This window comes from Methylobacterium sp. J-001 (genome assembly GCF_022829565.1).
In the GTDB taxonomy this organism is placed as follows: domain Bacteria; phylum Pseudomonadota; class Alphaproteobacteria; order Rhizobiales; family Beijerinckiaceae; genus Methylobacterium.
Genome location: NZ_JAKSYN010000137.1, coordinates 47,413 through 71,268, shown reverse-complemented (window position 1 = coordinate 71,268; position 23,856 = coordinate 47,413). Strand labels below are relative to the sequence as shown.

General features: G+C 70.1%; 19 protein-coding genes. 8 read left to right on the top strand and 11 right to left on the bottom strand.

Going from position 1 to position 23,856, the window contains the following annotated elements; genetic code table 11:
• Positions 1–42: 42 nt before the first annotated feature.
• Positions 43–3,351, bottom strand: coding sequence for a DEAD/DEAH box helicase (locus MKK65_RS17480; protein WP_243959303.1), 3,309 nt, complete (start codon positions 3,349–3,351; stop codon positions 43–45).
• Positions 3,352–3,480: 129 nt separating this feature from the next.
• Positions 3,481–4,629, bottom strand: a complete 1,149-nt coding sequence (locus MKK65_RS17475; RefSeq protein WP_243959301.1) for an acyl-CoA dehydrogenase family protein — start codon at positions 4,627–4,629, stop codon at positions 3,481–3,483.
• Positions 4,630–4,912: 283 nt separating this feature from the next.
• Here MKK65_RS17475 and MKK65_RS17470 point away from each other — a divergent pair, with 283 nt between their 5' ends.
• Positions 4,913–6,964, top strand: coding sequence for an ATP-binding protein (locus tag MKK65_RS17470; protein ID WP_243959469.1), 2,052 nt, complete (start codon positions 4,913–4,915; stop codon positions 6,962–6,964).
• A gap of 180 nt (positions 6,965–7,144) precedes the next feature.
• Here MKK65_RS17470 and MKK65_RS17465 read toward each other — a convergent pair whose 3' ends face one another.
• Positions 7,145–8,167, bottom strand: a complete 1,023-nt coding sequence (locus MKK65_RS17465; protein ID WP_243959299.1) for a DUF2891 domain-containing protein — start codon at positions 8,165–8,167, stop codon at positions 7,145–7,147.
• A gap of 125 nt (positions 8,168–8,292) precedes the next feature.
• Here MKK65_RS17465 and MKK65_RS17460 point away from each other — a divergent pair, with 125 nt between their 5' ends.
• Positions 8,293–9,048: a CDP-diacylglycerol diphosphatase gene (locus MKK65_RS17460; RefSeq protein ID WP_243959297.1), complete on the top strand. Its 756-nt coding sequence runs from the start codon at positions 8,293–8,295 to the stop codon at positions 9,046–9,048.
• Positions 9,049–9,057: 9 nt separating this feature from the next.
• Here the strand turns inward: MKK65_RS17460 and MKK65_RS17455 are convergent, their stop codons facing one another.
• The gene (locus tag MKK65_RS17455) at positions 9,058–9,963 is read right to left on the bottom strand and encodes a LysR family transcriptional regulator (protein ID WP_243959296.1); all 906 of its coding nucleotides are present in this window, start codon (positions 9,961–9,963) and stop codon (positions 9,058–9,060) included.
• 176 nt (positions 9,964–10,139) lie between these two features.
• Between MKK65_RS17455 and MKK65_RS17450 the strand changes: the two genes are divergently transcribed.
• The 5 genes from MKK65_RS17450 to MKK65_RS17430 all read left to right on the top strand — a co-directional run bounded on the left by MKK65_RS17450 (position 10,140) and on the right by MKK65_RS17430 (position 16,682).
• On the top strand, positions 10,140–11,672 hold the full coding sequence (locus MKK65_RS17450) for an ABC transporter substrate-binding protein (protein ID WP_243959294.1): 1,533 nt from the start codon (positions 10,140–10,142) through the stop codon (positions 11,670–11,672).
• 12 nt (positions 11,673–11,684) lie between these two features.
• Positions 11,685–12,602 (top strand): ABC transporter permease, encoded by a 918-nt coding sequence (locus MKK65_RS17445; protein ID WP_058190792.1) that lies wholly within the window; start codon positions 11,685–11,687, stop codon positions 12,600–12,602.
• A gap of 13 nt (positions 12,603–12,615) precedes the next feature.
• Positions 12,616–13,560: an ABC transporter permease gene (locus tag MKK65_RS17440; RefSeq protein WP_243959292.1), complete on the top strand. Its 945-nt coding sequence runs from the start codon at positions 12,616–12,618 to the stop codon at positions 13,558–13,560.
• Positions 13,561–13,652: 92 nt separating this feature from the next.
• Positions 13,653–15,074, top strand: a complete 1,422-nt coding sequence (locus MKK65_RS17435; RefSeq protein ID WP_243959290.1) for a M20 family metallopeptidase — start codon at positions 13,653–13,655, stop codon at positions 15,072–15,074.
• 3 nt (positions 15,075–15,077) lie between these two features.
• The gene (locus MKK65_RS17430; RefSeq protein WP_243959288.1) at positions 15,078–16,682 is read left to right on the top strand and encodes an ABC transporter ATP-binding protein; all 1,605 of its coding nucleotides are present in this window, start codon (positions 15,078–15,080) and stop codon (positions 16,680–16,682) included.
• A gap of 493 nt (positions 16,683–17,175) precedes the next feature.
• Here the strand turns inward: MKK65_RS17430 and MKK65_RS17425 are convergent, their stop codons facing one another.
• Positions 17,176–17,625, bottom strand: a complete 450-nt coding sequence (locus MKK65_RS17425) for a MucR family transcriptional regulator (RefSeq protein WP_058190788.1) — start codon at positions 17,623–17,625, stop codon at positions 17,176–17,178.
• Between the two features lie 250 nt (positions 17,626–17,875).
• Complete coding sequence (locus MKK65_RS17420; protein ID WP_409565446.1) at positions 17,876–18,958, bottom strand: YeiH family protein; 1,083 nt, start codon at positions 18,956–18,958, stop codon at positions 17,876–17,878.
• A 146-nt stretch (positions 18,959–19,104) separates the two neighbouring features.
• On the opposite strand from MKK65_RS17420, the gene MKK65_RS17415 reads away from it, so the two are divergent.
• A complete protein-coding gene (locus MKK65_RS17415) occupies positions 19,105–19,347 on the top strand; it encodes a hypothetical protein (protein WP_243959286.1) in 243 nt (80 codons plus the stop codon).
• A 14-nt stretch (positions 19,348–19,361) separates the two neighbouring features.
• Here MKK65_RS17415 and MKK65_RS17410 read toward each other — a convergent pair whose 3' ends face one another.
• The 5 genes from MKK65_RS17410 to MKK65_RS17390 form a co-directional block, all read right to left on the bottom strand.
• A complete protein-coding gene (locus MKK65_RS17410; protein WP_243959283.1) occupies positions 19,362–19,688 on the bottom strand; it encodes a cytochrome c in 327 nt (108 codons plus the stop codon).
• A 10-nt stretch (positions 19,689–19,698) separates the two neighbouring features.
• A complete protein-coding gene (locus MKK65_RS17405; protein WP_243959281.1) occupies positions 19,699–20,901 on the bottom strand; it encodes a molybdopterin-dependent oxidoreductase in 1,203 nt (400 codons plus the stop codon).
• A 169-nt stretch (positions 20,902–21,070) separates the two neighbouring features.
• On the bottom strand, positions 21,071–22,063 hold the full coding sequence (locus MKK65_RS17400; RefSeq protein ID WP_243959278.1) for an Ldh family oxidoreductase: 993 nt from the start codon (positions 22,061–22,063) through the stop codon (positions 21,071–21,073).
• Between the two features lie 54 nt (positions 22,064–22,117).
• Positions 22,118–23,038, bottom strand: a complete 921-nt coding sequence (locus MKK65_RS17395; RefSeq protein WP_152997405.1) for an ABC transporter permease — start codon at positions 23,036–23,038, stop codon at positions 22,118–22,120.
• On the bottom strand, positions 23,031–23,801 hold the full coding sequence (locus MKK65_RS17390; protein WP_058190783.1) for an ABC transporter ATP-binding protein: 771 nt from the start codon (positions 23,799–23,801) through the stop codon (positions 23,031–23,033). Before MKK65_RS17390 ends, MKK65_RS17395 begins: the two co-directional genes overlap by 8 nt.
• Between the last annotated feature and the right edge of the window lie 55 nt (positions 23,802–23,856).

The following is a 23,856-nucleotide window of genomic DNA, read 5'->3' as shown; positions in this document are numbered from 1 at the left end:
TCACAAGCGCGTGAGGGTGGTTCGCCTGGAGTCGGATCCGCCTCACGCCGTGCGCTCCCGGGCAGCCCGGATGCGGTCAAGGAGATCGGCCGCCAAGCTGGCCCGGGCCTGCGCGTTGGCGCACGCGTTCCGCCAGACCACGCGGCCCTGGCGCAGGATGATCCCATCCTCGGCCGGCATCGGCGGCAGGGGCCGGTCGGCTCGGATATCGGCCGCGACACCTTGGGGACCGCCGCTGAGCCGGGCCACACCCAGTCCACAGCAGGCGGCACGCAGCCGCGCCAGGGTGAACAGGGCCAGGACCGGTGCCGGGGCTGCGCCGAAGCGGTCCTCGACCTCGCCGGCCAGGGCCTCGATCGCCTCCCCGTCGCGCAGGCGCAGCAGACGCGTATAGAGGCTCAGGCGGATCTCCGGCTCGGGCACGTAATCCTCCGGGATCCGGCTCGGCAGACCGATCTCGATCTCCGGGCTCCAATCCTCGGCCGGCTCGCCCTTGGCGGCGGTGAGGGCCAGCTGCAGCAGGTGCTGGTAGAGGCCGAGCCCGACAAGCTTGGCGTGACCGGCCTGATCCTCGCCGACGAGGTCGCCGGCGCCACGCAGGTCGAGGTCGCGGGCGCTGACCGCGAAGCCGGCGCCGAGCCGATCCAGCGCCTCCAGGGCACGTAGGCGCTGCAGGGAAGCGGGCGGTGGCGGCGCGGCCGGATCGCTGAGCAGATGGACGACACCGCGCCGCTGGCCACGGCCGACCCGGCCGCGCAGCTGGTGGAGTTGCGCCAGCCCGAACCGGGCGGCCTCCCAGACCAGCATGGTGTTGGCCCGGGGCACGTCGAGGCCGCTCTCCACGATGGCGGTGGCGAGCAGCACGTCGCCGTCCCCGTCGGCGAAGCGGACCATGACCTCGTCCATGGCCGACGGCTTCAGGTCGCCATGCGCCACCAGCACGTCGAGGCCGGGCACGAGTCCGCGCAGGCGCTCGGCCATGGGGGCGATGTCCTCGATGCGCGGGCAGACGACGAAGCTCTGGCCGCCCCGGCGATGCTCGCGGATCAGGGCCTCGCGCACCGCGTCGGCGTCGAGCGGTGCCACCACGGTCCGGACCGGCTGGCGCATCACCGGCGGCGTGGCGATCACGCTGAGGCTCTGCAGGCCGACGAGCGCCGCCTGGAGCGTGCGCGGGATCGGCGTGGCGGTGAGCGTCAGCACGTGCCCGCCCTCGGCCAGGCGGCGCAGGTCCGCCTTCATCTTGGCGCCGAAGCGCTGCTCCTCGTCGATCACCGTCAGGCCCAGATCGGCGAAGCTTACGCCGCGGGCGGCCAGTGCCTGGGTTCCGACCACGAGCCGGATCGAACCGTCCGCGAGACCGGCCTTCACCCGCTTGGCCTCGGCCGGGGAGACCAGGCGCGAAAGCTGCGCGACCTCGATGCCGAAGCGGCCGAAGCGCCGGCGTAGGGTTTCGACATGCTGGCGGGCCAGGACCGTGGTCGGGGCGATGAGCGCAGCCTGTTTGCCGGCAAAAATCGTCGCTGCGAGTGCCCGCAGCGCCACCTCGGTCTTGCCGAATCCGACATCGCCGCAGACGAGCCGATCCATCGGCCGGCCGGAGGCGAGATCGGCCATCAGAGCGTCGACCGCCGCGGCCTGGTCCGGGGTTGGGGCGAAGCCGAAGCCGGCGGCGAACCGCTCCATGTCGCGAGACGGAGGCGCCAGAACCGGGGCCTTGGTGTCCCGGCGGGCGCGGGCGGCGTCCAGCATCACGCGGGCGGTCCGCGCCATGGTGGCCTCGGCCTGCAGGCGGCGACGGGCCCAGGTGCCGCCGTCGAGCTTGTCGAGGGTGACGGCATCCGGCTCCGGCCCGTAGCGCCAGATCCGATCGGCCTGGGTCACCGGCACCATCAGGATCGCGTCGCCGGCAAAGCGCAACCGCAGGGCCTCGGAGGGCTCGTCTTCCCCGCCGACGCCCTGGGGGCTCGCCACGGGCTCCAGCCCTTCGAACACGCACAGGCCGTGGTCGCGGTCGACCGCGACGTCGCCGGGGCGCAAGTCGACCTCGCCCATCGGCAGGATCGCCCGGGCGGTGCCGGCCACCGCGGCATCCGGCCCGAACAGGTCGGCCGCCGCGAACACGGTCGCGCCTCCGGCCGGGACCCGGAAGCCGGCTCCGATCGGCGCCTCCAGGGCGAGGATGTCGCCCTGTGACGCCTCGGCCACGTCGGACCAGGCGTCGATCAGCCGGACAGGGCGCTCGGCGATCTTGCCGGCCTGGCGTACCAGGCGCCGGAGCGGCTGGCGCGAGCCAGCCAGCACGATCACGTCGCCGGCCTTCAGCCGCTCCCGCATCGACTTGGCGAAGGCGGTTTCCGGCCGGCGCTCTCGGGCGAACACCGGAATCTCGACCGGCTCGGCCGCGGCGTCCGTGGCCATGGCCCGGGTGCGCGCCGTCACGAGGTCCCGCCACGCCTTGGGCGCGAGGTAGAGACCGGCGCCGCCATCCGGCCGGCCGCCGCGGGGCGCACGCCGGGCTCCGGCCTCGTCCATCTGCTCGTAGAAGGCATCGACCCGGGCCTGGGTGCCGTCCTCGACCACGAGCCGGGCCTCAGGCACGTAATCGAGCAGGGTGACGAGGCGGGGATAATAGCGGTCCAGCCGATGCTCCTGCCCGGTGAAGGGCTCGAAGCTCTGGCCGGAATCCGGCGCCAGGATAATCTCCGTGGCCGGATCGATCACCAGATCCTCGACCTCGGCGACGGAGCGCTGCGAGATCGGGTCGTAGGAGCGGATGGCTGTGACCCGGCCCTCGGCGTGCTCGATCCGGCAGGGGCGCGGGGCTGCAGCGGGAAACACCTCGATGGTGCGGCCCCGGACGGCGATTTCGCCGGGCTCGTCGACCCGCTCGTCGAGGATGTAGCCGAGGCGCTGGAGGTCGGCGGTCACGGCGGCCACGTCGAGGGGGGCGCCGACCCGCAGGGTCACCCGGGCCGAAGCCCAGGTCTCGGGCGGGGGCACCCGCTGGATCAGCGCCGGGGCCGTGGTCAGGAGGAAGCCCGGCAGGGCGTCCCGGTCGGTCAGCCAGCGCATCGTGGCGGCCCGGGCACCCATCATGGCCCGCGACGGCGAGGCATGGTCCAGGGGCAGGCAATCCCATTCCGGGTAGACGGCGACGCGGGCCTCGGGGTCGAGGGCCTTGAGCGTCGCGGCCAGTTCCTCCAGCCGCCTGGCATCCCGGGCGACGTGGACCAGCGGCGCCGCATCCTCCGCCAGGCCCAGCAGCGCCACCGCCAGCGCGCCGGTCGGCATCAGCGGCGCGTCCTCGGTCTCCTGGTGGGCGACCGTCTTCGTCCTGCGCTTGGCCATGCTGATCCGAACCTGTCCCGGATGCTGCAAACGCCGGTCGACGGTCAGGGCTCCCGCCCGCCGCCATCCGATTCACAGACGCGATGCCGCATTCGAAAAGGCTTGCGTTCCGAATCCCATCCCTTCGGCTCAGGCCTCGTCCAGCCATAGAGCGCCGCTCGCCTGCGGGGCACGCAAGACGTGGCGGGCGCCCTCGGTCAGCGCCCGGTCGGGACCGGGCTGGCGCAGGTAGGTGGCGAGATCCCGGGTCAGGCGCTCCAGCGGGTGGTCGCGCAGGAAGCCCTGCAGGCCGACCGAGCGCTGGGCCAATCCCAAGAGGTCCAGCCCGGCGCGCTCGACCGCGAGGCGCGCGAGATTCACGTAGGCGATGATCCCGTCCGGATCGCCCTCCTCGCCCACGATCGCGGCGGCCCGCGCCACCCAGAGGCGCGCGGTCTCGGCGGCGATCACGCCCTCGCCGAGGCGAGCGAGCTGATGCGGGTCCTCGCCGCGGCCGGTGGCGACGAGATGGCCGCGCCAGGCGTCGAGCACAGCCTCCAGGCCGCCCAGCTGGACTGCGAGGAAGCGCCAAGCGCCGCCCGAGAAATGCGGCTGCACCTGATAATCGTCGGGGGCACCGACCGGCGTGAAGCTTTCGGCGCCCAGCCCGGTGAAATCCACAGTTCCGGTGGCCGAAGCCCGCATCCCCTGCGCCCGCCAGGCGGAGAGGTCCGCCCGCTCGCCGGGTTCGAGGGCGACGACGATCATCTGCGAGCCGCCGGTCTCGGGCTGCGCGGTAACGAGGGCGCGGGTCACGAACCCGGCCCCCGACGCGAAGGTTTTCACGCCGTGCAGGACCCGGGTGCCTTCGGTGCCGGCGATCTTGAGGCCGTTGCCCGGCGGCTCGGTGTTCCAGACCCCGAACAGGTGGCCTTGCGCGGCATCGGCAAGCAGGTTGTTGCGCGCCTCGCCGCTGGCATACCGGGCGACGAGCTGAACGGCGTTGATATGCCCCTCGTAGACGCGCCCCAGCGCGAGACTGCCGGCGCCGATCTGCGTCAGCACGGCGCGCAGGATGGCTCCGTCCGGCTCCTCACCGAGGCCCGCGCCACCGGCGCGCCTCGGGACCGGCGCGGCCAGCAGGCCGACCCGGGCCAGCTCCGCCACATCCTCGGCCGGAAATCCGCCGTCGTGATCGTGGTGGCCGGCTCGACGCGCCGCGCCGGCCGCGACCTCGCGAGCCGCCGCAACCGGATCGCCACGGGTATGCCGGACGAGGTCGTCGAGTCTGAGGTCCACGCCCACTCCGGTCAAATTGTGTCTTAACGAGGAACCCGCGGCCACTCTGTTCGATACGCCGTGCGACCATACTGCACATCGTGACGGATTGGCGGTTGTGCCCAACACCCTGCGGCGCGTCGATCTGCACCGGATGAGCCGGCGCAAAGCGATGCTCGCGCGTTGTAGGAAGAACCGGCTTAACAAGCCGTCAGACCGCCGTTGATCGACTCGCCTGAGGGGTCGATTGACTTGGCGGGTCGGTGCCGTGGGATTTGACGCAGCCGTGTCGCGGAACGAGACCATGTCCTGCCCGTCGGGCTTCGAACGCCACCATCCCCAGCGCCTAGCGGCTCTGCGCAGCTACGCCATCCTCGACACCGCACCCGAACGCACCTTCGACGAGATCGCCCAGATGGCGGCCGCATCCTGCGGTACCGCGATGGCGCGGATCAGCTTTGCCGACGGCGACCGGCAATGGACCAAGGCCGCCTTCGGCCATGCGGCGCCGGACCGGCCCCTCGAGACCGGCTTCTGCACCCAGACCCTGGGCCAGGCGAGCACCCTGGTGCTGCCGGATTGCCTGGACGGCGCGGGCGAGCCGGACCTGCGCTTCTATGCCGGCGTGCGGCTCGCCACCCCGGAGGGCTGGTCCATTGGCACGCTCAGCGTCCTCGACCGGGAACCGCGCATCCTGACCGAGCAGCAGGTCTTCATTCTGGAGGCGCTTGGCCGGACCCTCATGAGCCTGCTGGAGAGCCGGCGTGCCGCGGCGGCCCGGCACCGGGACGAGGCGCTGCTCCAGTCTCGGGCGGACCACCTGGAGGCGCAGGTCGCCGCCCAGACCCGCGACCGCGACCGGGTCTGGAACCTGTCGCCGGTGCTGAAGCTCGTCACAGCCCGGGACGGGCAGATCCAGTCCGTGAACCCCTCCTGGAGCCGGGCGCTCGGCTGGTCCGAGGAGGAGACCCTGGGCCGGACCGCCATCGACTTCGTCGTCGCTTCGGAGCGCGAGGCGGCGCGGGCCGCTCTCAATCCCCTCTGCGAGGGCCGCCAGGCCGAAGATGTCGAGCTGTCGTGCACGACCCGGGACGGCGACCGCCGGCGGGTGCTCTGGACCGTCGTGCCGGAGGATGGCTTGTTCTACGGCTTCGGGCGCGACATCACCGAGCAGCGCCACGCCGAGGAGGCACTGCGGCAATCGCAGAAGCTGGAAGCGATCGGCCAGCTCACGGGTGGCGTGGCCCACGATTTCAACAACCTGCTGACCATCATCCGCTCGTCGGTCGAGTTCCTGCGCCGGCCGGAGCTGGCCGAGGAGCGCAGGCGCCGCTACCTCGACGCGGTCTCCGACACGGTGGACCGCGCCGCCAAGCTCACCGGCCAGCTCCTCGCCTTCGCCCGGCGCCAAGCGCTCAAGCCCCAGGTCTTCGACATCTGCGAGCGCCTGCGCGGCATCGCCGACATGATCGATTCGGTCACCGGCGCCCGCATCCACGTCGAGACCGACCTGCCCGGCCGAGCCTGCTTCGTGCGGGCCGACGAGAGCCAGTTCGAGACGGCGCTGATCAACATGGCGGTGAACGCCCGCGACGCGATGGACGGGGAAGGCAGCCTGACCCTGCATCTCGAGAGCGGTCGCCCGATGCCACCGATCCGCGGGCATGCCGGCGCCCCGGGGCCGTTCGTGGCGGTGATGGTGGTCGATACCGGCGCCGGCATCCCCGCCCCGGATCTCGGGCGGATCTTCGAGCCGTTCTTCACGACCAAGGAGATCGGCAAGGGCACCGGGCTCGGACTCAGCCAGGTCATCGGCTTCGCCAAGCAATCGGGCGGCGATATCGACGTGGCGAGCGAGCCCGGCCGGGGCACCCGCTTCACCCTCTACCTGCCGCAGGTCGAGGCCCCCGCGGCGGCCGCCGATCCCGGTCGCGACGACCGCCGGGAGGCGGAGCCGCAGCGGAGCCTGTGCATCCTGGTCGTGGAGGACAATCTCGGGGTCGGGCGCTTCTGCACCCAGATCCTGGAGGATCTCGGCCACGCGCCGATCTGGGCGAAATCCGCCGAAGAGGCGCTTGCCGAGTTGCAGCGGACCCCGGATCGCTTCGACGCGGTCTTTTCGGACGTGGTCATGCCGGGGATGGGCGGCGTCGCCCTCGCCCGGCAGCTGCAGCGCAGCCGTCCCGACCTGCCGGTGGTCCTGACCTCGGGCTACAGCCACATCCTGGCGACCGACGACGCACATGGTTTCGCGCTGGTGCGCAAGCCGTATTCGGCCGAGCAGCTCGCCCAGGTGCTCTACGAGGCGACGCAGCGCCGGATCGGGCTGGGAACAAGGTCTCCCCTCTCCGGTTGACGCGATGCAGCACGGCGATGGTGTTGCCGTGCTGCTGCCCCTCGTGGGCGTTTCCTCCCAAGACTTCGGGCCGCTCTTTCGGGGGTGGTCCTTTTTTTGTTCCAGGCGCTTCGTAGCCATGACGGAAAACAACGCAGGCTACGGCGAAAGGTTCTCAAGAACTTCTCATAGTGGTCGGCCTCACGGGCCGGAATCCGATCCGGCCTCCAGCGCCAGCAGGGCGAAGGTCGCGAGCCAATGCTCGCCCATGTAATCGCCGGTCACATGCGGGAGACCGGCCTCCAGATGCGCCTCGGCCGCGGTCGCGAGCGACTGGCGACGGGGATCGTCCGGATCCAGGGCGGCGGCGAGGGCCCGGAAACACCAGGCCCGGCTGAGGTTCAGCCCGTCGAGATGGGCGATCTTGCCGTCGCTGCGGTCGGTCACGGTGGCGAGCCGGAACAGGGTCGTGGGCCGCCCCGCCGTGAGATCCGGCAGGAACCGGTCGAACCAGGGCCGGAACCGGTCCGCCGGCAGGAGCCGACGCAGGCATTCGGCCTCGATCAGCGCGGAGGACAGGAAATCGTCGCCCCCGGGCTCCCCCCAGGCGGGGCAGTCCGTATCCGCCTCGTACCAGCGCTCGGCGGTGCCCAGCAGCAGGTCGGACAGGGCCGCGTCCGGCGCCCCCTCGGCGTAATCGGCCGCCAGCCGGAGCGCGAAGGCGGTGTTGAAATGCGTGCCGACCCGCACCGGATACGGTGCGACCGGCAGGAAATCCCGGACCCGCTGCACGATCATCCCGGTGAGCGGCGCGAGGGCCTCGGCCCAGCGACGCTCGGGCAGGCGCGACAGTTCATCGGCGAGCTTCAAGAGCCAGGCCCAGCCATAGGGCCGCTCGTAACCCCGGGCGGTCGGAGCGGCGAAATAAGCGCATTCCCCCGCCACCTTGTCGGGCACCAGCTGCGCATCGAGATGCGCGCGGATCGCCCCGGCCTGTGGGCCACCGGGAAAGCGCCGCAGCACCCGCGCCAGCAGCCAGTATCCGTGGACGCAGGAATGCCAATCGTAGCTGCCGTGGAAGACCGGGTGCAGGGCCGCGGGGGTCCGCGCGTCCTCGGGTCCGGCCAGGACGTGGCCGGGCTTGTTGGGATATTCCCGGGTGACGTGGCCCAAGGCGACCGCCGCGAACTGGGCGCCGATGTCGGGGGTGAGCACGTTCGGCATCGAGGTCTCCTGATTACGGGCCGCTCCCAACGCGGCACCGGACGCTTTGCCGGCGCAGTCCGAGACGGTTATCGCAAGCCCGGCCGGCCGGGCAGTCCGCCGGCCCGGCCTCATCGGGACTTTCCATGCGCCGTGCGCTGATCGCCGCCCTTGTCGTTACGCTCGCGATGCCGGCCGCGGCGGCGCCGGACCCCAGCCGGGACGTGCTGTGGGCCGCGCTGAAGACCTGCGTGCTCGCCAAGCGGATCGCCGACCGGACGTTTCCGTGCCTGTCGGTCGATCTCGGCGACAAGGACCATCCCGGCTCGGCGGTTCTGCGCGCGCCCGGCGAGCCGACCCACATCGTGGTGATGCCCACCGACACCGTGGCCGGGCTGGAAGCTCCGGTTCTGCGCGGGCCGCGCGGGGCCGCCTATTGGCGGGCGGCGCTGGCGGCACGCCCGTTCGTGTCGGACGCCTTGAAGGGCAAGCTGCCGCCCGAGGCGGTGGGGCTCGCGGTCAACTCTGCCCGGGGGCGGAGCCAGGACCAGCTCCACATCCATCTCGACTGCCTGAAGCCGAGCGTGCTGGCCGCCGTGAAGGCGCATGGCCGCCAGATCCGCGGGACCTGGACCCGCTTCCCGGTGCCGCTCGCCGGGGATCACTACCACGCGATGCGGGTGCCGGCCGCCGAGGCCGAACGCTTCAACCCGTTCGCGGCTCTGCGCACCCTCCCGGGTCCCCGGCCGGACCTGCACCGGACGAGCTTTGCGGCTCTCGCCACGCCGCCGGGCGATCCAGAGCCGGGCTTCCTGCTGCTGGCCTACCGGGCGCCGAGCGCCAGCGCCGAGGACGTGATGGACCATGGCTGCGCCATCGCCTCGGTCCGCGGCGGCGCCTGAGGCAAGGCCCTAACCGGCCCCCACCGGCGGCGGCAGCGCGTCGGTGAGCTGGCGCAAGAAGCCCCGCACCGCCCGGGGCAGCCGCCGGTCGCGCATGGCCTGGACCTGGATACCCCGGGCCAGGCTCGCCCGGGCGCGGATCGGCAGGCTGACCAACGCGTTCAGGTCCACCGGCGTCCGCACCGACAAAGCCGACATCAGCGCGAGACCGCGGGAATTGCGCACGAACGGCAGCAGGGAGGCCAGGTTGTTGGCGGTCAGCACCGGCTCGACCACGATCCCCTCGTGCAGGCAGGCCGCGTCGAACACCTGCCGCAGGGTCGTGTCCCGGGTCGACAGGGCGACCGGATAGTTCGGCAGATCGGAGAGCTGCACGAGTTTCGCCCGTGCCAGGGGATGGTCGGGCGCCGCCAGCGCCCGCATGTCGACCTCCCCGTCATACAGCACCTCGACCTGGGTGGTCGGTGCGAGCGCGAAGGTGATGCCGAGATCGGCCTCGCCCGCCGCCACCATCTGCGTCACCTGGGCGGGGGGCAGCACCGTCACCTCGAAGCGAAGTCCAGGATGGGCCGCGTGGAAGGACGCCACGGCGTTCGGCACGATGTCGAGGGCGAACCCCTCGGAACTCGCCACCCGGATCAGGCCCCGGGCCAGGCCCTGCAACTCGCCGATCTCCGCAACGACCTGCTCGGACCGAATCAGCATCTGATGCGCGTGCTGAGCCAGGAGCTCACCGGCCGGGCTCGGCACCATGCCGCGCGGGCGCCGCTCGAACAGAACGCAGTCAAGCTCGGCCTCCAGGTTGGCGACCTGCCGGCTGATCGCTGAGGCGGCGACGTTGAGCTGGGCCGAGGCCGCCGCGATCGAGCCGGTTCGGGCGACCGTCAGGAAGTAGCGCAGCCCCGTAATCTGCATTATTCTGCCTCAAGACGACTTATCGCGCATCTCCGTTGCCGAAACGGCAATGCATCGCTCGCTAAATTCTACTTGTTGCGATCCCAGATGCACAACATCATGGCAGGGTGAAAAAGGCGGCAGTCGCGGAATTACTCCGGGCACCCTGCTGCTCCGCCGTCGGAGACGGAGTCGACATGCCGATACGGACGATCACCTGTGCCGCTTCCCTGGCAGTGTCTCTGACCGCCCTGGTCGCGGCGAGCCCGGCCCTCGCCGGCAAGGTCGACGACACCCTGGTCTACGCGTCCGACAGCGAGCCGGAGAACGTCAGCCCCTATCACAACAGCGCCCGCGAGGGCGTCGTGCTGGCCCGCAACTGCTGGGATACGCTGCTGTGGCGCGACCCCGCGGACGGCACCTACAAGCCGATGCTGGCCACCGCCTGGACTTGGACCGACGACACCACCCTCGACCTGACGATCCGCGAGGGCGTGACCTTCCACAACGGCGACCCGCTCGGGCCGGAGGACGTGGCCTTCACGTTCAACTACGTGCTGACGCCCGAGGCCCGCACCGTCACCCGCCAGAACGTCGACTGGATGAAGTCGGTGGAGGTCACCGGCCCGCACAGCGTGCGGATCCATCTCAAGGCGCCATTCCCGGCGGCGCTCGAATACCTCGCCGGCCCGACCCCGATCTTCCCGGCTTCCTATTTTAAGAAGGTCGGCCTCGACGGCTTCGCCAAGGCGCCGGTGGGCAGCGGCCCGTACAAGATCACCAAGGTCGATAGCGGCCGCGGCGTCACCATGGAGCGCTTCGCCCAGTACTGGGCCGGCAGCCCGCTCGGGAAGCCGAAGATCGGCAAGCTGCAGTTCCGGGTCATCCCGGACGGTGAAAGCCGGATGGCCGAGCTGATGACCGGCGGCGTCGACTGGATCTGGCGGGTGCCGAGCGATCAGGCTGAGCAGTTGCGCGCGGCCCCCAACATCACCGTGCTGAATTCCGAGACGATGCGGGTCGGCTTCCTGCAGTTCGACACGCTTGGCCGCGCCAAGGAGAACTCGCCGCTCAAGGACGTGCGGGTCCGGCAGGCGATCTCCTACGCCATCGATCGCAAGGCGATGGTCGACAACCTCGTGCGCGGCGCCTCGCGGGTGATGAACGCGCTCTGCTTCGTCGACCAGTTCGGCTGCACCGACCAGGGGGTGATGCGCTATCCCTACGATCCGGCCAAGGCGAAGGCGCTGCTGAAAGAAGCCGGCTACGCGAACGGGTTCGAGATCGATCTCGGCGCCTATCGCGAGCGGGACTATGCCGAGGCGGTAATCGGCTATCTCGGGGCGGTCGGCATCAAGGTGCGGCTCAACTACCTGCGCTATGCGGCGTTCCGGGATTCTCTGCGGGCCGGCAAGATCTCGATCGGCTACCAGACCTGGGGCTCGTTCTCGGTCAACGACGTCTCGGCCTTCGACGGAGTCTATTTCCGCGGCGGCGAGGAAGACCTGACCAAGGATCCCCAGGTGATCGCCGACCTGCAGGCGGGCGACGGCTCCACCGACCCAGAGAAGCGCAAGGCTGCCTACGCCAAGGCGCTCCAGCGGATCGCCGGAGAGGCCTATGCCCTGCCGATGTTCTCCTACGCGACCAACTACGCCTTCACGTCGGACCTGACCTTCACCGCCCAGCCGGACGAGGTGCCGCGCTTCTACGCGGCGTCCTGGAAGTAAGGGGGCGGCACCGTGCTGGCCTTCACGCTCCGGCGCATCCTGGTCGCCCTGGCGGTGGCGTTCACGGTCTCGGTGGCGAGCTTCATGCTGCTCCACCTCTCGGGGGACCTCGCTACGGCCATCGCCGGGCCGGAGGCCACGGGGCCCCAGATCGTGCAGATCCGCAAGGATTACGGCCTGGACCAGCCGCTGCTGGCCCAGTTCCTCGCCTGGGCCTGGAAGGCGCTGCACCTCGATTTCGGCAATTCCTTCTACTTCCGCGAGCGGGTGATCGACCTGCTGGCAGCCCGCCTGCCGATCACCCTCTATCTCGGTGTGATCGCCCTTGCGGTGGCTCTGTTCGTGGCGGTGCCGCTCGGGGTGATCGCCGCGGTCAAGCGCGATACCTGGATCGACCGGCTCGCCCTGTCGATCTCGGTACTTGGCCAGGCGATGCCGAGCTTCTGGTTCGGGCTGACCCTGATCCTGATTTTCTCCGTCAACCTCCGCTGGCTGCCGGTCTCCGGCAACGCGAGCTGGAAGAACTTCGTCCTGCCCGCGGTGGCGCTCGGCTACTACGCCATGCCGGCGGTGATGCGGCTCACCCGCAACGGCATGCTCGAGGTGCTGGCCTCCGATTACGTCCGCACCGCCCGGGCAAAGGGACTGCCGCCGCGAAAAATCCTGGTGCGACATGCGCTCCGCAACGCCGTGATCCCGGTGATTGCCCTGGCGGCGGTGCAGTTCGGCTTCATGCTCGGCGGCTCGATCGTGATCGAGGCGGTGTTCTCGCTCCAGGGGCTCGGCCAGCTCGCCTGGGAGTCCATCGCCCGCAATGACTTCCCGGTGGTCCAGGCGATCGTGCTGGTTCTGGCGATGATCTACATCGCCCTGACGCTCGCGGCCGACCTGCTGAACGCCTTCCTCGATCCGCGCCTGCGCCAATCGTGAGGACGCTCGCCCCATGAGCCTGCCCCCCGACACGGCGGCGCTCGCCGCGCCCGCCCTCCCTCCGGACATCACGGTCCCGGCCGCCCTGGCGCCGGTGCGCTCGCCCACCAGCCTTATGCTGCGGCGCGGCCTGCGCCATGGTGGCTTCCTGATCGGCGCCGGCATCCTCGGGCTGATCGTGCTGGCGGCGCTCGCCGCCCCGCTCATCGCCCCGCACGACCCTTATGCGCAGGACGTCTCGCGCCGCCTGATCCCGCCGATCTGGCAGGCTAAAGGCACCTGGGACCACGTGCTCGGCACCGACAAGCTCGGGCGCGACTATCTCAGCCGCCTGCTCTACGGCGGCCAGATCTCCCTCTTGATCGGGATCTCGGCGGCTTTGATCTCCGGGCTGATCGGAACGGTACTCGGCCTCTGCGCCGGCTATTTCGGCGGCTGGGTCGATTCGGTGGTGAGCTACATCGTGACCACCCGGCTGGCGATGCCGGTGGTGCTGGTGGCGTTGGCCATGGCGTCGCTGGTCGGCGGCTCGCTCAAGGTCGTGGTGCTGGTGCTGGGCTTCCTGCTCTGGGACCGCTTCGCCGTGGTGACCCGGGCCGCCACGCAGCAGATCCGCAACCAGGATTTCGTCTCGGCCGCCCGCGCCTCGGGCCTCACCGACCTGCGCATCGTCCTCCAGGAGATCCTGCCCAACATCCTCAACGCCCTGATCGTCGTGGCGACGCTGGAGATGGCACACGCGATCCTGCTGGAGGCCGCCCTGTCGTTCCTGGGACTCGGGGTGCAGCCGCCGCTGCCGTCCTGGGGCCTGATGATCGCCGAGGGCAAGCAGTACATGTTCTTCCAGCCCTGGGTGATCACTATCCCGGGCGTGGCACTCCTCTTCCTCGTGCTGGCGATCAACCTTCTGGGCGATGGTTTGCGGGACATCACCGCCCCCGAGGGTCGGCATGGATAAGGCGCCCGGGAGCGCCCTCACCGGCTGACGTGCACCAGGCAGCGCCTGAACTTTTCCGGTGCAGAACCGCAATGTTTCACGGGAAACACACCATGACGCGAGACGCCGCCATCGCGCGCGCAACCGAGACGTTCGACTCCGGCGCCTTTCTCGCGCTCCTGCGGGACGCCGTCGCCTACCCAACCGAGAGCCAGGCGCCCGGGCAGGAGGCGGCCCTGCACGCCTATCTCGACGCGTTCATCACGCCCCTGGTCGCCCGCCTCGGCTTCGCGGCGCCCCAGATTTTCCCCAACCCCGACGGGGTGCACGGTCCGTTCCTGATCGCCGAGCGGCACGAGGGGCCGAATTTGCCCACCGTGCTGATCTACGGCCATGGCGACACGGTGCGGGGCTATCCCGAGCAGTGGCGCGAGGGGCTTGGCCCCTGGGAAATCGTGGTCGAAGGCGACCGCTGGTACGGGCGCGGCACCGCCGACAACAAAGGCCAGCACGTCCTCAACCTCGCGGCCCTGGAGCAGGTGATCGCTGCCCGAGACGGCCGTCTCGGCTTCAACGTGAAGCTGCTGATCGAGATGGGCGAGGAATCGGGTTCGCCGGGCCTGCGCCCGTTCTGCCGGGCGCAGCGCGAGGCTCTGCGCGCCGACGTGCTGATCGCCTCGGACGGGCCACGGCTCAGCGCCGAACGCCCGACGATGTTCCTGGGCTCTCGCGGTGCCTACAATTTCGAGCTGAGCCTCACCCTACGCGAGGGGCCACACCATTCCGGCAATTGGGGCGGTCTGCTGCGCAACCCCGGCACCGTGCTGGCCTCGGCGATCGCCTCGATGGTCGATGCCCGCGGCAGCATCCTGGTCGAGGCCCTGCGGCCGCCGCCCATCCCCGAGGGCGTGCGCGCGGCGCTCCGTGACATCCGGGTCGGCGAGGACCCGACCGCGCCCACGATCGACGCGGATTGGGGCGAGCCCGGGCTGACCCCGGCCGAGCGGGTGTTTGCCTGGAACACCCTGGAGGTCCTGGCCTTCAAGACCGGCGATCCGGACGGGCCGCTCAATGCCGTGCCGCCCCACGCCAAGGCGACCCTGCAGCTGCGCTTCGTGGTCGGCACCGATTGGGAGAACCTGATCCAGAACGTGCGCGCCCATCTGGACGCGAACGGCTTTCCGATGATCGAGGTCCGGCCGGCGCGGGCAGCGGAGGTGTTCCAGGCGACCCGCCTGCCGGTGGAAGATCCCTGGGTGGAATGGGCGCTTCTGTCGATCGAGGCGAGCGCCGGAAAAAAACCGGCTCTGCTGCCCAATCTCGGCGGCTCGCTGCCGAACGATGCCTTCTCGGAGATCCTGGGCCTGCCGACTCTCTGGGTGCCGCATTCCTACCCGGCCTGCCGCCAGCACGGCCCGGACGAGCACATGCTCGCCTCCAGCACCCGCGAAGGCATGGCGATCATGGCGGGGCTGTTCTGGGATCTCGGCGATTCCGGCCCAGACATCCTGCGCCGCCGTGCAGCGAGGGTTTGAATCATGAGCGCGCCGGTCGTCCGCATCCGTGACCTGACGATCGCGCTCCCGAAGGGCGCCGACCGTCCGCATGCCGTCGAAGGCCTGAACCTCGACTTGGAGCCCGGCAAGATCCTCTGCGTGGTCGGCGAATCAGGCTCGGGCAAGTCGATGAGCGCCTACGCGCTCACCGGCCTGCTGCCCCGGGCGCTAAAACCCGAAACCGGCTCGATCCTGTTCGAAGGACGGAACCTTCTGACGCTGGACGAGCCGGCCTGGCGCACCCTGCGTGGCCGGCGCATCGCCATGGTGTTCCAGGAGCCGATGACCGCGCTCAACCCGGTGATGCGCGTGGGCGACCAGATCGCCGAGATGTTCGAGGCGCATAACCTGCTCACCCGGGCCGAGCGGCGCACCCGGGCGGTGGCTCTGGCCACCGAGGTCGGGCTGCCCAATCCCGAGGAGGCGGTGCGGGCCTATCCGCACCAGCTCTCCGGTGGCCAGCGCCAGCGGGCAATGATCGCCATGGCGCTGGCCCTGGAGCCTTCGGTCCTGGTCGCCGATGAGCCGACGACGGCGCTGGACGTCACGACCCAGGCCCAGATCCTGAAGCTCATCCGCGACCTGCAGCGCAAGCGCGGGATGAGCGTCCTGTTCATTACCCACGATTTCGGCGTGGTCGCCGAGATCGCCGACCATGTGGCGGTGCTCCAGCGCGGCCGGCTTGTGGAATCGGGCAGCGCCGAAGCGGTGCTGCGCAACCCGCAGGCGCCCTACACGCGGGCGCTGCTCGCCGCGGTGCCGAGCCTGACTCCGCCGCCGCGGGCTCCCGTGCAGGCGGCCCCGGTGGCCCTGTCGGTGATCGGGCTGTCCAAGACCTACACCACGAAGGCGGGCCTGTTCGGCAAGCCGCGGGTGGTCGCGGCGGTGAAGGAGGTCGCCTTCGACGTGCGGCGCGGCGAGACCCTGGGGCTCGTCGGCGAATCGGGCTCCGGCAAATCGACCACGGCACGGCTGGCGATCCGGCTGATCGAGCCCGACGGCGGCACCGTCCGCCTCGGCAGCCTGGACTACACCGCCCTCCGAAGTGCCGAGCTGCGGCAGCAGCGCAGCCGCATCCAGATGATCTTCCAGGATCCGTTCGCGTCCCTGAATCCACGGCGCACCGTGGAGCAGATCATCATCGCCGGCCCGATCGCCCACGGCGTGCCGCCCGCGGAGGCGCGGGAGCGTGCCCGAAGCCTGCTCGATCTGGTCGGCCTCGACCCGAAAGCGGCTGCCCGCTACCCGAACGCCTTCTCGGGCGGCCAGCGCCAGCGCATCGGCATCGCCCGGGCGCTCGCCATGGAGCCGGACGTGCTGGTGGCCGACGAGGCGGTCTCGGCGCTCGACGTCTCGGTGCAGCGTCAGGTGCTGGACCTGCTCGAGGACCTGAAGCAGAGGCTGTCCCTGGCGATGCTGTTCATCACGCATGACCTGCGGGTGGCGGCCACGATCTGCGACCGGATCGCCGTGATGCATCGCGGCGCCATCGTGGAGATGCGCAGCACGGCGAACCTGTTCGCCGCCCCGGAGCACGCCTACACGCGCAGCCTGCTGGCCGCGGTGCCCGGTGCGCGAGCCTCGTAGTAGGCGGGCTGGAACGTCTTGTCCCCTCTCTGGGACACCAGGGAACGCCGTGGGACACAGAGACAAGTTTTTTGGACGAACTCGATCTGTTCCGCTTCGGGCCACCCGTTAGAATGTCCGCCATGTCGAGGGCCGAGCGCCCCGGCGGATCTACGGCCGAGCGAAACGTCCGTCCCCGCTCGCGCCTCGAATGCGAACGGGGACTCTTGACGTGTCGTTCTCAGCCAAGCCCGATGATCCCCAGTCTCCGCGCAAGCGGTCTCTGCCGGCCGGGCAGCCGTCCCAGCGCCAAGGATCGGCGCACCGGGCTACGCGTAGGCCGAGCGCCGACACCCGCCCCTTACCGAAACCGCAGGCCGTCACTGAGGTTGTCGGGGCTCAGATCATCTATCTGAGCTGGGCCGACACCTTCGGCCGCCCGCCCCGTGCTGGGTGGCCCGGAATGACCGCGAGCGTGCTGCCATTCCGCCCGCGCCCAGCGTCTGCCGGCTGATCAGCCGTTCGTGCCGGTCCTGCGCTCTTCGGCGCGAGCCCCGGGCACGCCCAGGCCAATCGCCTTGGCGAGGGCCGAACGCTGCGCGGCATAGCCGGGGGCCGTCATCGGATAGTCGGCCGGCAGGCTGTAGCGCTCGCGGTACCGCTCCGGCGTCAGGCCGTGGGCGGTCAGGTGGCGCTTCAGCGTCTTGTACGACCGGCCATCGATGAAGCTGATGATGCCGTCCTGCTGGACCGACTTGCGGATCTGCGCCGCGGTCGGCGGCTCGATCACTGGCTCGGCCTCGACGGGCATCTTCCGGTCGAGATTGACCAGCGCACCATGCACGCTGGCGATCAGTGCTGGCAGAGCGGCCGGCGGAACGGGATTGTTCGAGACATAGGCCGCGACGACGTCGCCGACCAGCACGGCCAATTCGGTGCTGCTCTCAGGAATCGTTTCGGACACGACGCAAGATCCAGTCTAAGCTTTCGTTGAAGACACTACGTTTCCAAAGCAAAAATCATCCCAGTGTCAAGATGTTTTCTAGATCCTCCTAGTCCGATCGTCAGCACTTTAATGCATCTCCGAGGAAACCAGTTTTCTATCGGTCTGTCTTGGACCGGCGTATCGATCGTTCTGCTCGGCCAGATGAGGTGAAATTTACAGAAAATTCTAAATACGAAACTCAGAACGCAGTCCGCGCCGAGCGAGATCCTCACCCGATCCCGAGGAAGCGGATGAGACTGAGGCTGACGGCCACGAGGACGGCCAGCGACGCGGTCACCGCCAGGGTAACGCGCCCCCCGACCCGGGCGAGCACGCGTACGTCGACACCGAGACCCAGGGCTGCCATGGACAGCACCGTGAGCACGCCCGCCAGCTGCGTCAGAGGCTTCACCGCCGCGTCCGGGATCAGCCCGAGGGAGCGGGATGTGGCGAGCGCCAGGAAGCCCAGGATGAACCACGGCACCAGCTTGGTCAGGCCGGGACGGCCCTTCGCGCCCGTCAATTCCATTCCGGCTTCCTGCGGCAGGCGCGGGGCGATCAGCGAGAAGGCCACGACCACGGGTCCGAGCATCAGCACGCGCACGAGCTTGACCAAGGTGCCGACCTGGGTGGCGAGCAGGCTCACCGGCACGGTCGCGGCCAGCACCTGCGGCACCGCGTAGACGGTGAGACCGGCCAGCACGCCGTACTGATTGTCGCTCAAGCCCGCGAGCGGCACGAACAGCGGCAGCCCGAGCACCATCAGCACGCCGAGCACCGCGGTGAACGCGATGGCGGCCGCAATGTCCTTCGGCTGAGCCCCGATCACCGGCGCCACCGCGGCGATGGCCGAGTTGCCGCAGATCGCGTTGCCGCAGGCCACTAGGATCGCCATCCGGGGCGGCAGGCCGAGCGCCCGGCAGATGCCGACGCTGGCGCCGATACCGATCACCACGGTGCCGACGATGCCGGCGAGCAGGGCCGGGCCGGAAGCCAGGATCGCCCCCAGACTCAGCGAGGCGCCAAGCAGGACCACCGCGACCTCCAGAAGTTGCTTGGCCGAGAATGCGATGCCGGTGCGGAAGCGGGCATCCGGCGTCCAGGCGGTGCGCACCGCGATGCCGATCAGGATCGCCAGCACCAGCGCCTCGACATAGGGGTGGCCGGCGACGCGCTCCTCGAACGCCTGCGCCGCCATGGATACGGCGGTGATCGCCGCACACAGACCGATGCCCGGCAGCACGGAGGCGGAAGCCCCGGCCCGCACGGCCGCGCCGGTTTTGCCCGTCCGGGACGGTGTTCTGGGGCTCACAAGGGTCGCTCCGCGATCGACATCCAAGCAAAGGGAAGAAAACGTTTGCCGCAGGTGCGCAAGAGAGAAGGACACTCTACGACGCGAGAAAACTTCGGAAGACCTGTCCATTGCAGCGCGGGGTTCAGAGAGCGACATTCACGATCATGCGCACCACCCCTAACAGCCGGTCGACGACGATGGCGTTCGACCCCTTTGGCGAGCCCGTCGCCCAGGGCGTCGTCGAGGCATGCTCGACTGCTTCTGGCGAGCGGACGGCCCGTCGGGTCGGCGGTGCCGTGTTCTGGACGCTGGCTCTGGTGATCCTGGCCGGTCGGATCTACGCCTACGACATGCCGGCGGTGCAGAGCGTCGCCAGCTACGCAGCGCAGGTCGTGGCCCTGCGCTGAGGCGCGGGCACCGTTCAATAGGTATCTGCCAGATAGGCTGCGATCGCGTGGCCATCCGCCTCATCGATCGGGGCGTGGTAGACTTTAATCATCTTGGCCACCTCCGCGTCCCAGAACGCCTTGCCCCGGCCCGGCGGCTGGGTGATGAGGTAATCGACCGAGTGGCAGGTCTGGCAATTGGCCTGCGCCGCGGCAAATCCCTGACCCTGGCTGCCCCCCTCCCCATCCTTGGGCGCCTTCAGCTGCGCCGTGGGGTCCGGTACCGCGTAGCTTCGCGGCGCCGACAGAGCGGAGCCGGCGACCAGACCGGCAGCCAGCGATCCGAGCAGAAGCGCGCGCATCCCGTTCTCCTCACGCCACCCGGACACGGGTGGTCTCCACCACGTTGCGCATGTAGCCGGACGGGTTCCAGCGCGCGCCCATCGGCTGCGTGCTCCCGTCGTTGGCGGTGGCCCGGACCCGGAGCACGTATGCCCCGGGAGTCAGATCGAGACCGAGCGACCAGGGCCGGAACGCGTAAGCGCCGAGATCCTGGCCGAGCTCCGCATTCGTCCAGGTCCGGCCATCATCGGCGGACACCTCCACCGTCCGGATCCCGGAGCCGCCGTCGAACGCGATGCCGCGCAGTTGCACCGGGCCGGCCTTGATGTCCGCCCCGTCGGCGAGGTTGGTCAGAAACGAGCGGACGTTGAGGCGCCCGATCGGCACCGTGGCGGCGGCGGCTTGACCGGGTTCCGTGCAGGCGCACGCATTGTCCGGGATGCGGTAGGCGCTCTTCATGAAGAAGCCGTCGAACGGCATGTCGCGGACCGTGATGGCGGTCAGGTGCTTGACCCAGTAGGTGCCGTAGAAGCCCGGCACCACGAGGCGCAGCGGGAAGCCGTTGAGCCAGGGCAGATCCGCGCCGTTCATGGCCCAGGCCAGCATCACCTGCTCGTCGCGGGCGTGGTCGAGGCGGAGCGCCTTCACGAAATCCGGGGTCTCGGGCAGGACCGGCCCGTCCAGCCCATCGAATGTGACCTGCTCGGCCCCGGCCTTCACGCCGGCCCGGTCCAGCACGCTCTTGAGCGGCACGCCGGTCCAGCGGGCGCAGCCCATGGCGCCGTTGCCGAGCTGGCCACCGGCCATGCGCGGCTCGAAGAAGCCCCGGGAATTGCCGGAGCATTGGTTGACCGCCACGATCTCGGTCCGCCCGGGCAGCGCCTTGATCTCGGCCAGCGCCAGCGAGACCGGCCGCTCGACATGGCCGGTCACGCCGAGCCGGAACGCCTCCAGGTCGATCTCCAGCGGGATGTCGGCCAGATGGTAACGGACGAAGAAGGCATCGTTGGGGGTGATCGCACCCTCGTCGAACACCGCGAACGGCGTCTCGAGCTGAGGGGGCCGGGCCGTGGTCTGCAGGAGCGGGCGCTTGCCCGGATAGGTCACCAACGGACGCACGCCGTTGCCGAATGGAAGCGCGACCTCCTCGGCCCTGGCACGCAACGGCGCCGCGGCGGCTGCGACCGCGCCGAGGCCGCCCCGCAGCACCCGGCGCCTGTCGAGATGAGCCATCGTCGCGTCCCTGTTCAGCGGCCCCGGGGGAGCCGAGCGATCCTGTGCGGACGCCTTGTGAGGCGGCGATCCCCGGGAAGGCTCTTACTCTGGCGGTGTATCAGAATTTCTTCTGGTCGAACCGGCTTGGCCCGCAGCCTGGATGGCTCCCGGGAACCATCCGGCCTCGTCACCCCAGCTTCGCGATCTCGGAGAAAAGAGCGTCCGGTAGCATCAGCCCATCCACCACGGCGCGGGCGCGCAGAGCGAGGCGCCGGCTTCCCGGCAGGCGGGTGCCGTCCTGATCTTCGATCGCGGCGGCCAGGACGGCAAAGCGCTCCGGCGCCCCCGGGCTCAAGGCAGGCGCATCGATCGCCAGAACCAACTGACCGGTCCCGGGCGGGTCGCCCGCGGCGTCGAGGAACGAGCTGGCTTCCGCGGCGAAGCGTGCGCCCGTGAGCCCTGCCGCCAGAAGCTCTACCATCAGAGCCAGCGCCGTCCCCTTGGCGTCGCCGAGCGGTGCCATCGTGCCGTCGAGGGCGGCGGCGGGATCGGTGGTCGGACGGCCCTCGGCATCGAGGGCCCAGCCCTCCGGGATCGCCTCGCCGCGCTGCTTCGCGCCCACGATGGTGGCCCGCGCGACCTTCGATAGGGCGAGGTCGATCACGATGGGCGCCCGGCCGGGCAGCGGGCAGCCGAAGGCCAGCGGGTTGGTGCCGAACACGGCGCGGCTGCCGCCCCAGGGGGCCATGGCGGCGGGGGTGTTGGCGAACAGGATCGCGATGCACCCGGCCTCGGCCAGCTTCTCCACAGGCAGTCCAGCCGCACCGCAATGATGCGAGCGGCGGATCCCGGCCGCCGCGATGCCCTGGCGGCACGCGAGATCCGGCAGCGCGGCCAGCGCGGCGTCGAGGGCCGGATAAGCGAAGCCGTGCCCGGCATCGATCGCCAGGAGCCCCGGCCGCGGATGGGTCACGACGATCTCGGCATCGCCCACGACCTTGCCGGTCCGCAGCTGCGCCGCATAGCTCGGCACCCGCGACAGCCCGTGACCCGTCAGGCCGTCCGCCTCGGCGGCCACCAGGGCTCGGGCGGTGCTGTCGGCCGCGGCGGGTGAGGCTCCGCACCGGCGCAACGCGCCGGCCGCGAGGGTGTGCGCCTCCGCGAGGGACAGAATCGGCATGGTCAGGGCTCCGGATGGCTGCGCGACGTCACCCGATGCCATGCCGGACTTCGATCAGGCCTGCATCCCCCAGCGCTGGATGGTCCGCCGCTCGATCGTCTGGAAGATCAGGTTCTCCACCACGAGACCGATCAGGATCACGGTGAGCAGCCCGGCGAACACGTTCGGGATGTCGAGCATGTTCTTGTTCTCGAAGATGAACCAGCCGAGCCCGCCCGCCCCGGAGCTGACGCCGAACACCAGCTCGGCCGCGATCAGGGTGCGCCAGGCGAAGGCCCAGCCGACCTTCAGGCCGGTGAGAATCGAGGGAAACGCTGCCGGGATCAGGATCTTGGCGATCAGCCGCGGTCCCGACAGACCATAGTTGCGCCCGACCATTCGCAGGGTCCGGCTCACCGACAGGAAGCCGGAATGGGTATTGAGCGCGATCGCCCAGGTCACCGAGTGGACCAGGACGAAGATCAGGCTGCCGTTGCCAAGCCCGAACCAGATCAGCGCCAGCGGCAGCAGCGCGATCGCCGGCAGCGGGTTGAACATCGACGTCAGGGTCTCGAGGAAATCGGTGCCGATCCGCGACGCGATGGCGATGCCGGTCAGCAGGGTCGCCAGAACGATGCCGGCGGCGTAGCCCATCAGCAGCACCTTCAGCGAGCTCCAGGCCCGGGCCGGCAGGGTGCCATCGGCAACGGCCCGGAAGAACGCCTCCATGGTGGCCGAGAAGGTCGGGAACAGCAGGTCGTTGTCGAGGTAGCGCCCGTAGGCCTCCCAGATCCCCGCGAGCAGGACGAGGATCAGGATCTTGCGCAGCCAGGCCTGGTTGTAGAGCCGCTCGAAGGCCGAGAGCGGCTTCTCCACCACCGGGGCGCCGTGGGCGTGGCCGGTCTCCCGGACGATCTCGGGGCGGACCGGCTCCGCGGCGGCCGGGCGTGGCGGTACCGTCAGGGGAGCGCCGGTCAGGACGCGCGCGTTAGACATTCTCGGCTTCCTCGATCTCCTCGGAGAACAGCATCTCTTGAATGCGGTTCTCGAGCCGCAACGCCGCTTCCGGGGTGGCGGCGCTGTTGAGCTCGGCCTTGACCTCACCGGGATGGGGCGAGAGCAGCAGGATGCGGGAGCCGACCTTGATCGCCTCGGGGATCGAGTGCGTCACGAACAGGACCGTGAACCGGGTCTCCTCCCAGAGCATCAGCAGCTCGTCCTGCATGCGCCGCCGGGTGAGCGCGTCCAGCGCCGCAAACGGCTCGTCCATCAGCAGGATGTCGGGCTCCATCGCCATGCCGCGGGCGATAGCGACGCGCTGCTTCATGCCCCCCGACAGGGTGTGCGGGTAGCTGTCGGCGAACTTCGTGAGGTTGACCTTGTCGATGTAGAGGTTCGCCCGCTCCAGCGCATGCCGGCCTTTGAGCCGGCCCGAGGCTTCGAGGGCGAAGACCACGTTCTGCCGGACCGTCTTCCACGGGAGCAGCTGGTCGAATTCCTGGAACACCATCATCCGGTCGGATCCGGGCTCGGTCACCGGGCGGCCTTTCAGCCGGATCTCCCCCTCGGTGGGGGCCATGTAGCCGCCCACCGCCTTGAGCAGGGTCGACTTCCCGCAGCCGGACGGCCCCAACAGGACGAACCGGTCCCCGGGCCAGACCTTGAAGCTCACCCGGTAGGTGGCCGTGACGAGGTGGTCGGGCGTCTTGTAGCGGAGCGTGACGCCGTCGACCTCCAGCAGAGGCTGACCCGTACCCATCCATCCTCCCTGGCGCCGCAGCTTGAGCCGCGTGTCGCTGATGGCCCGGAGATGG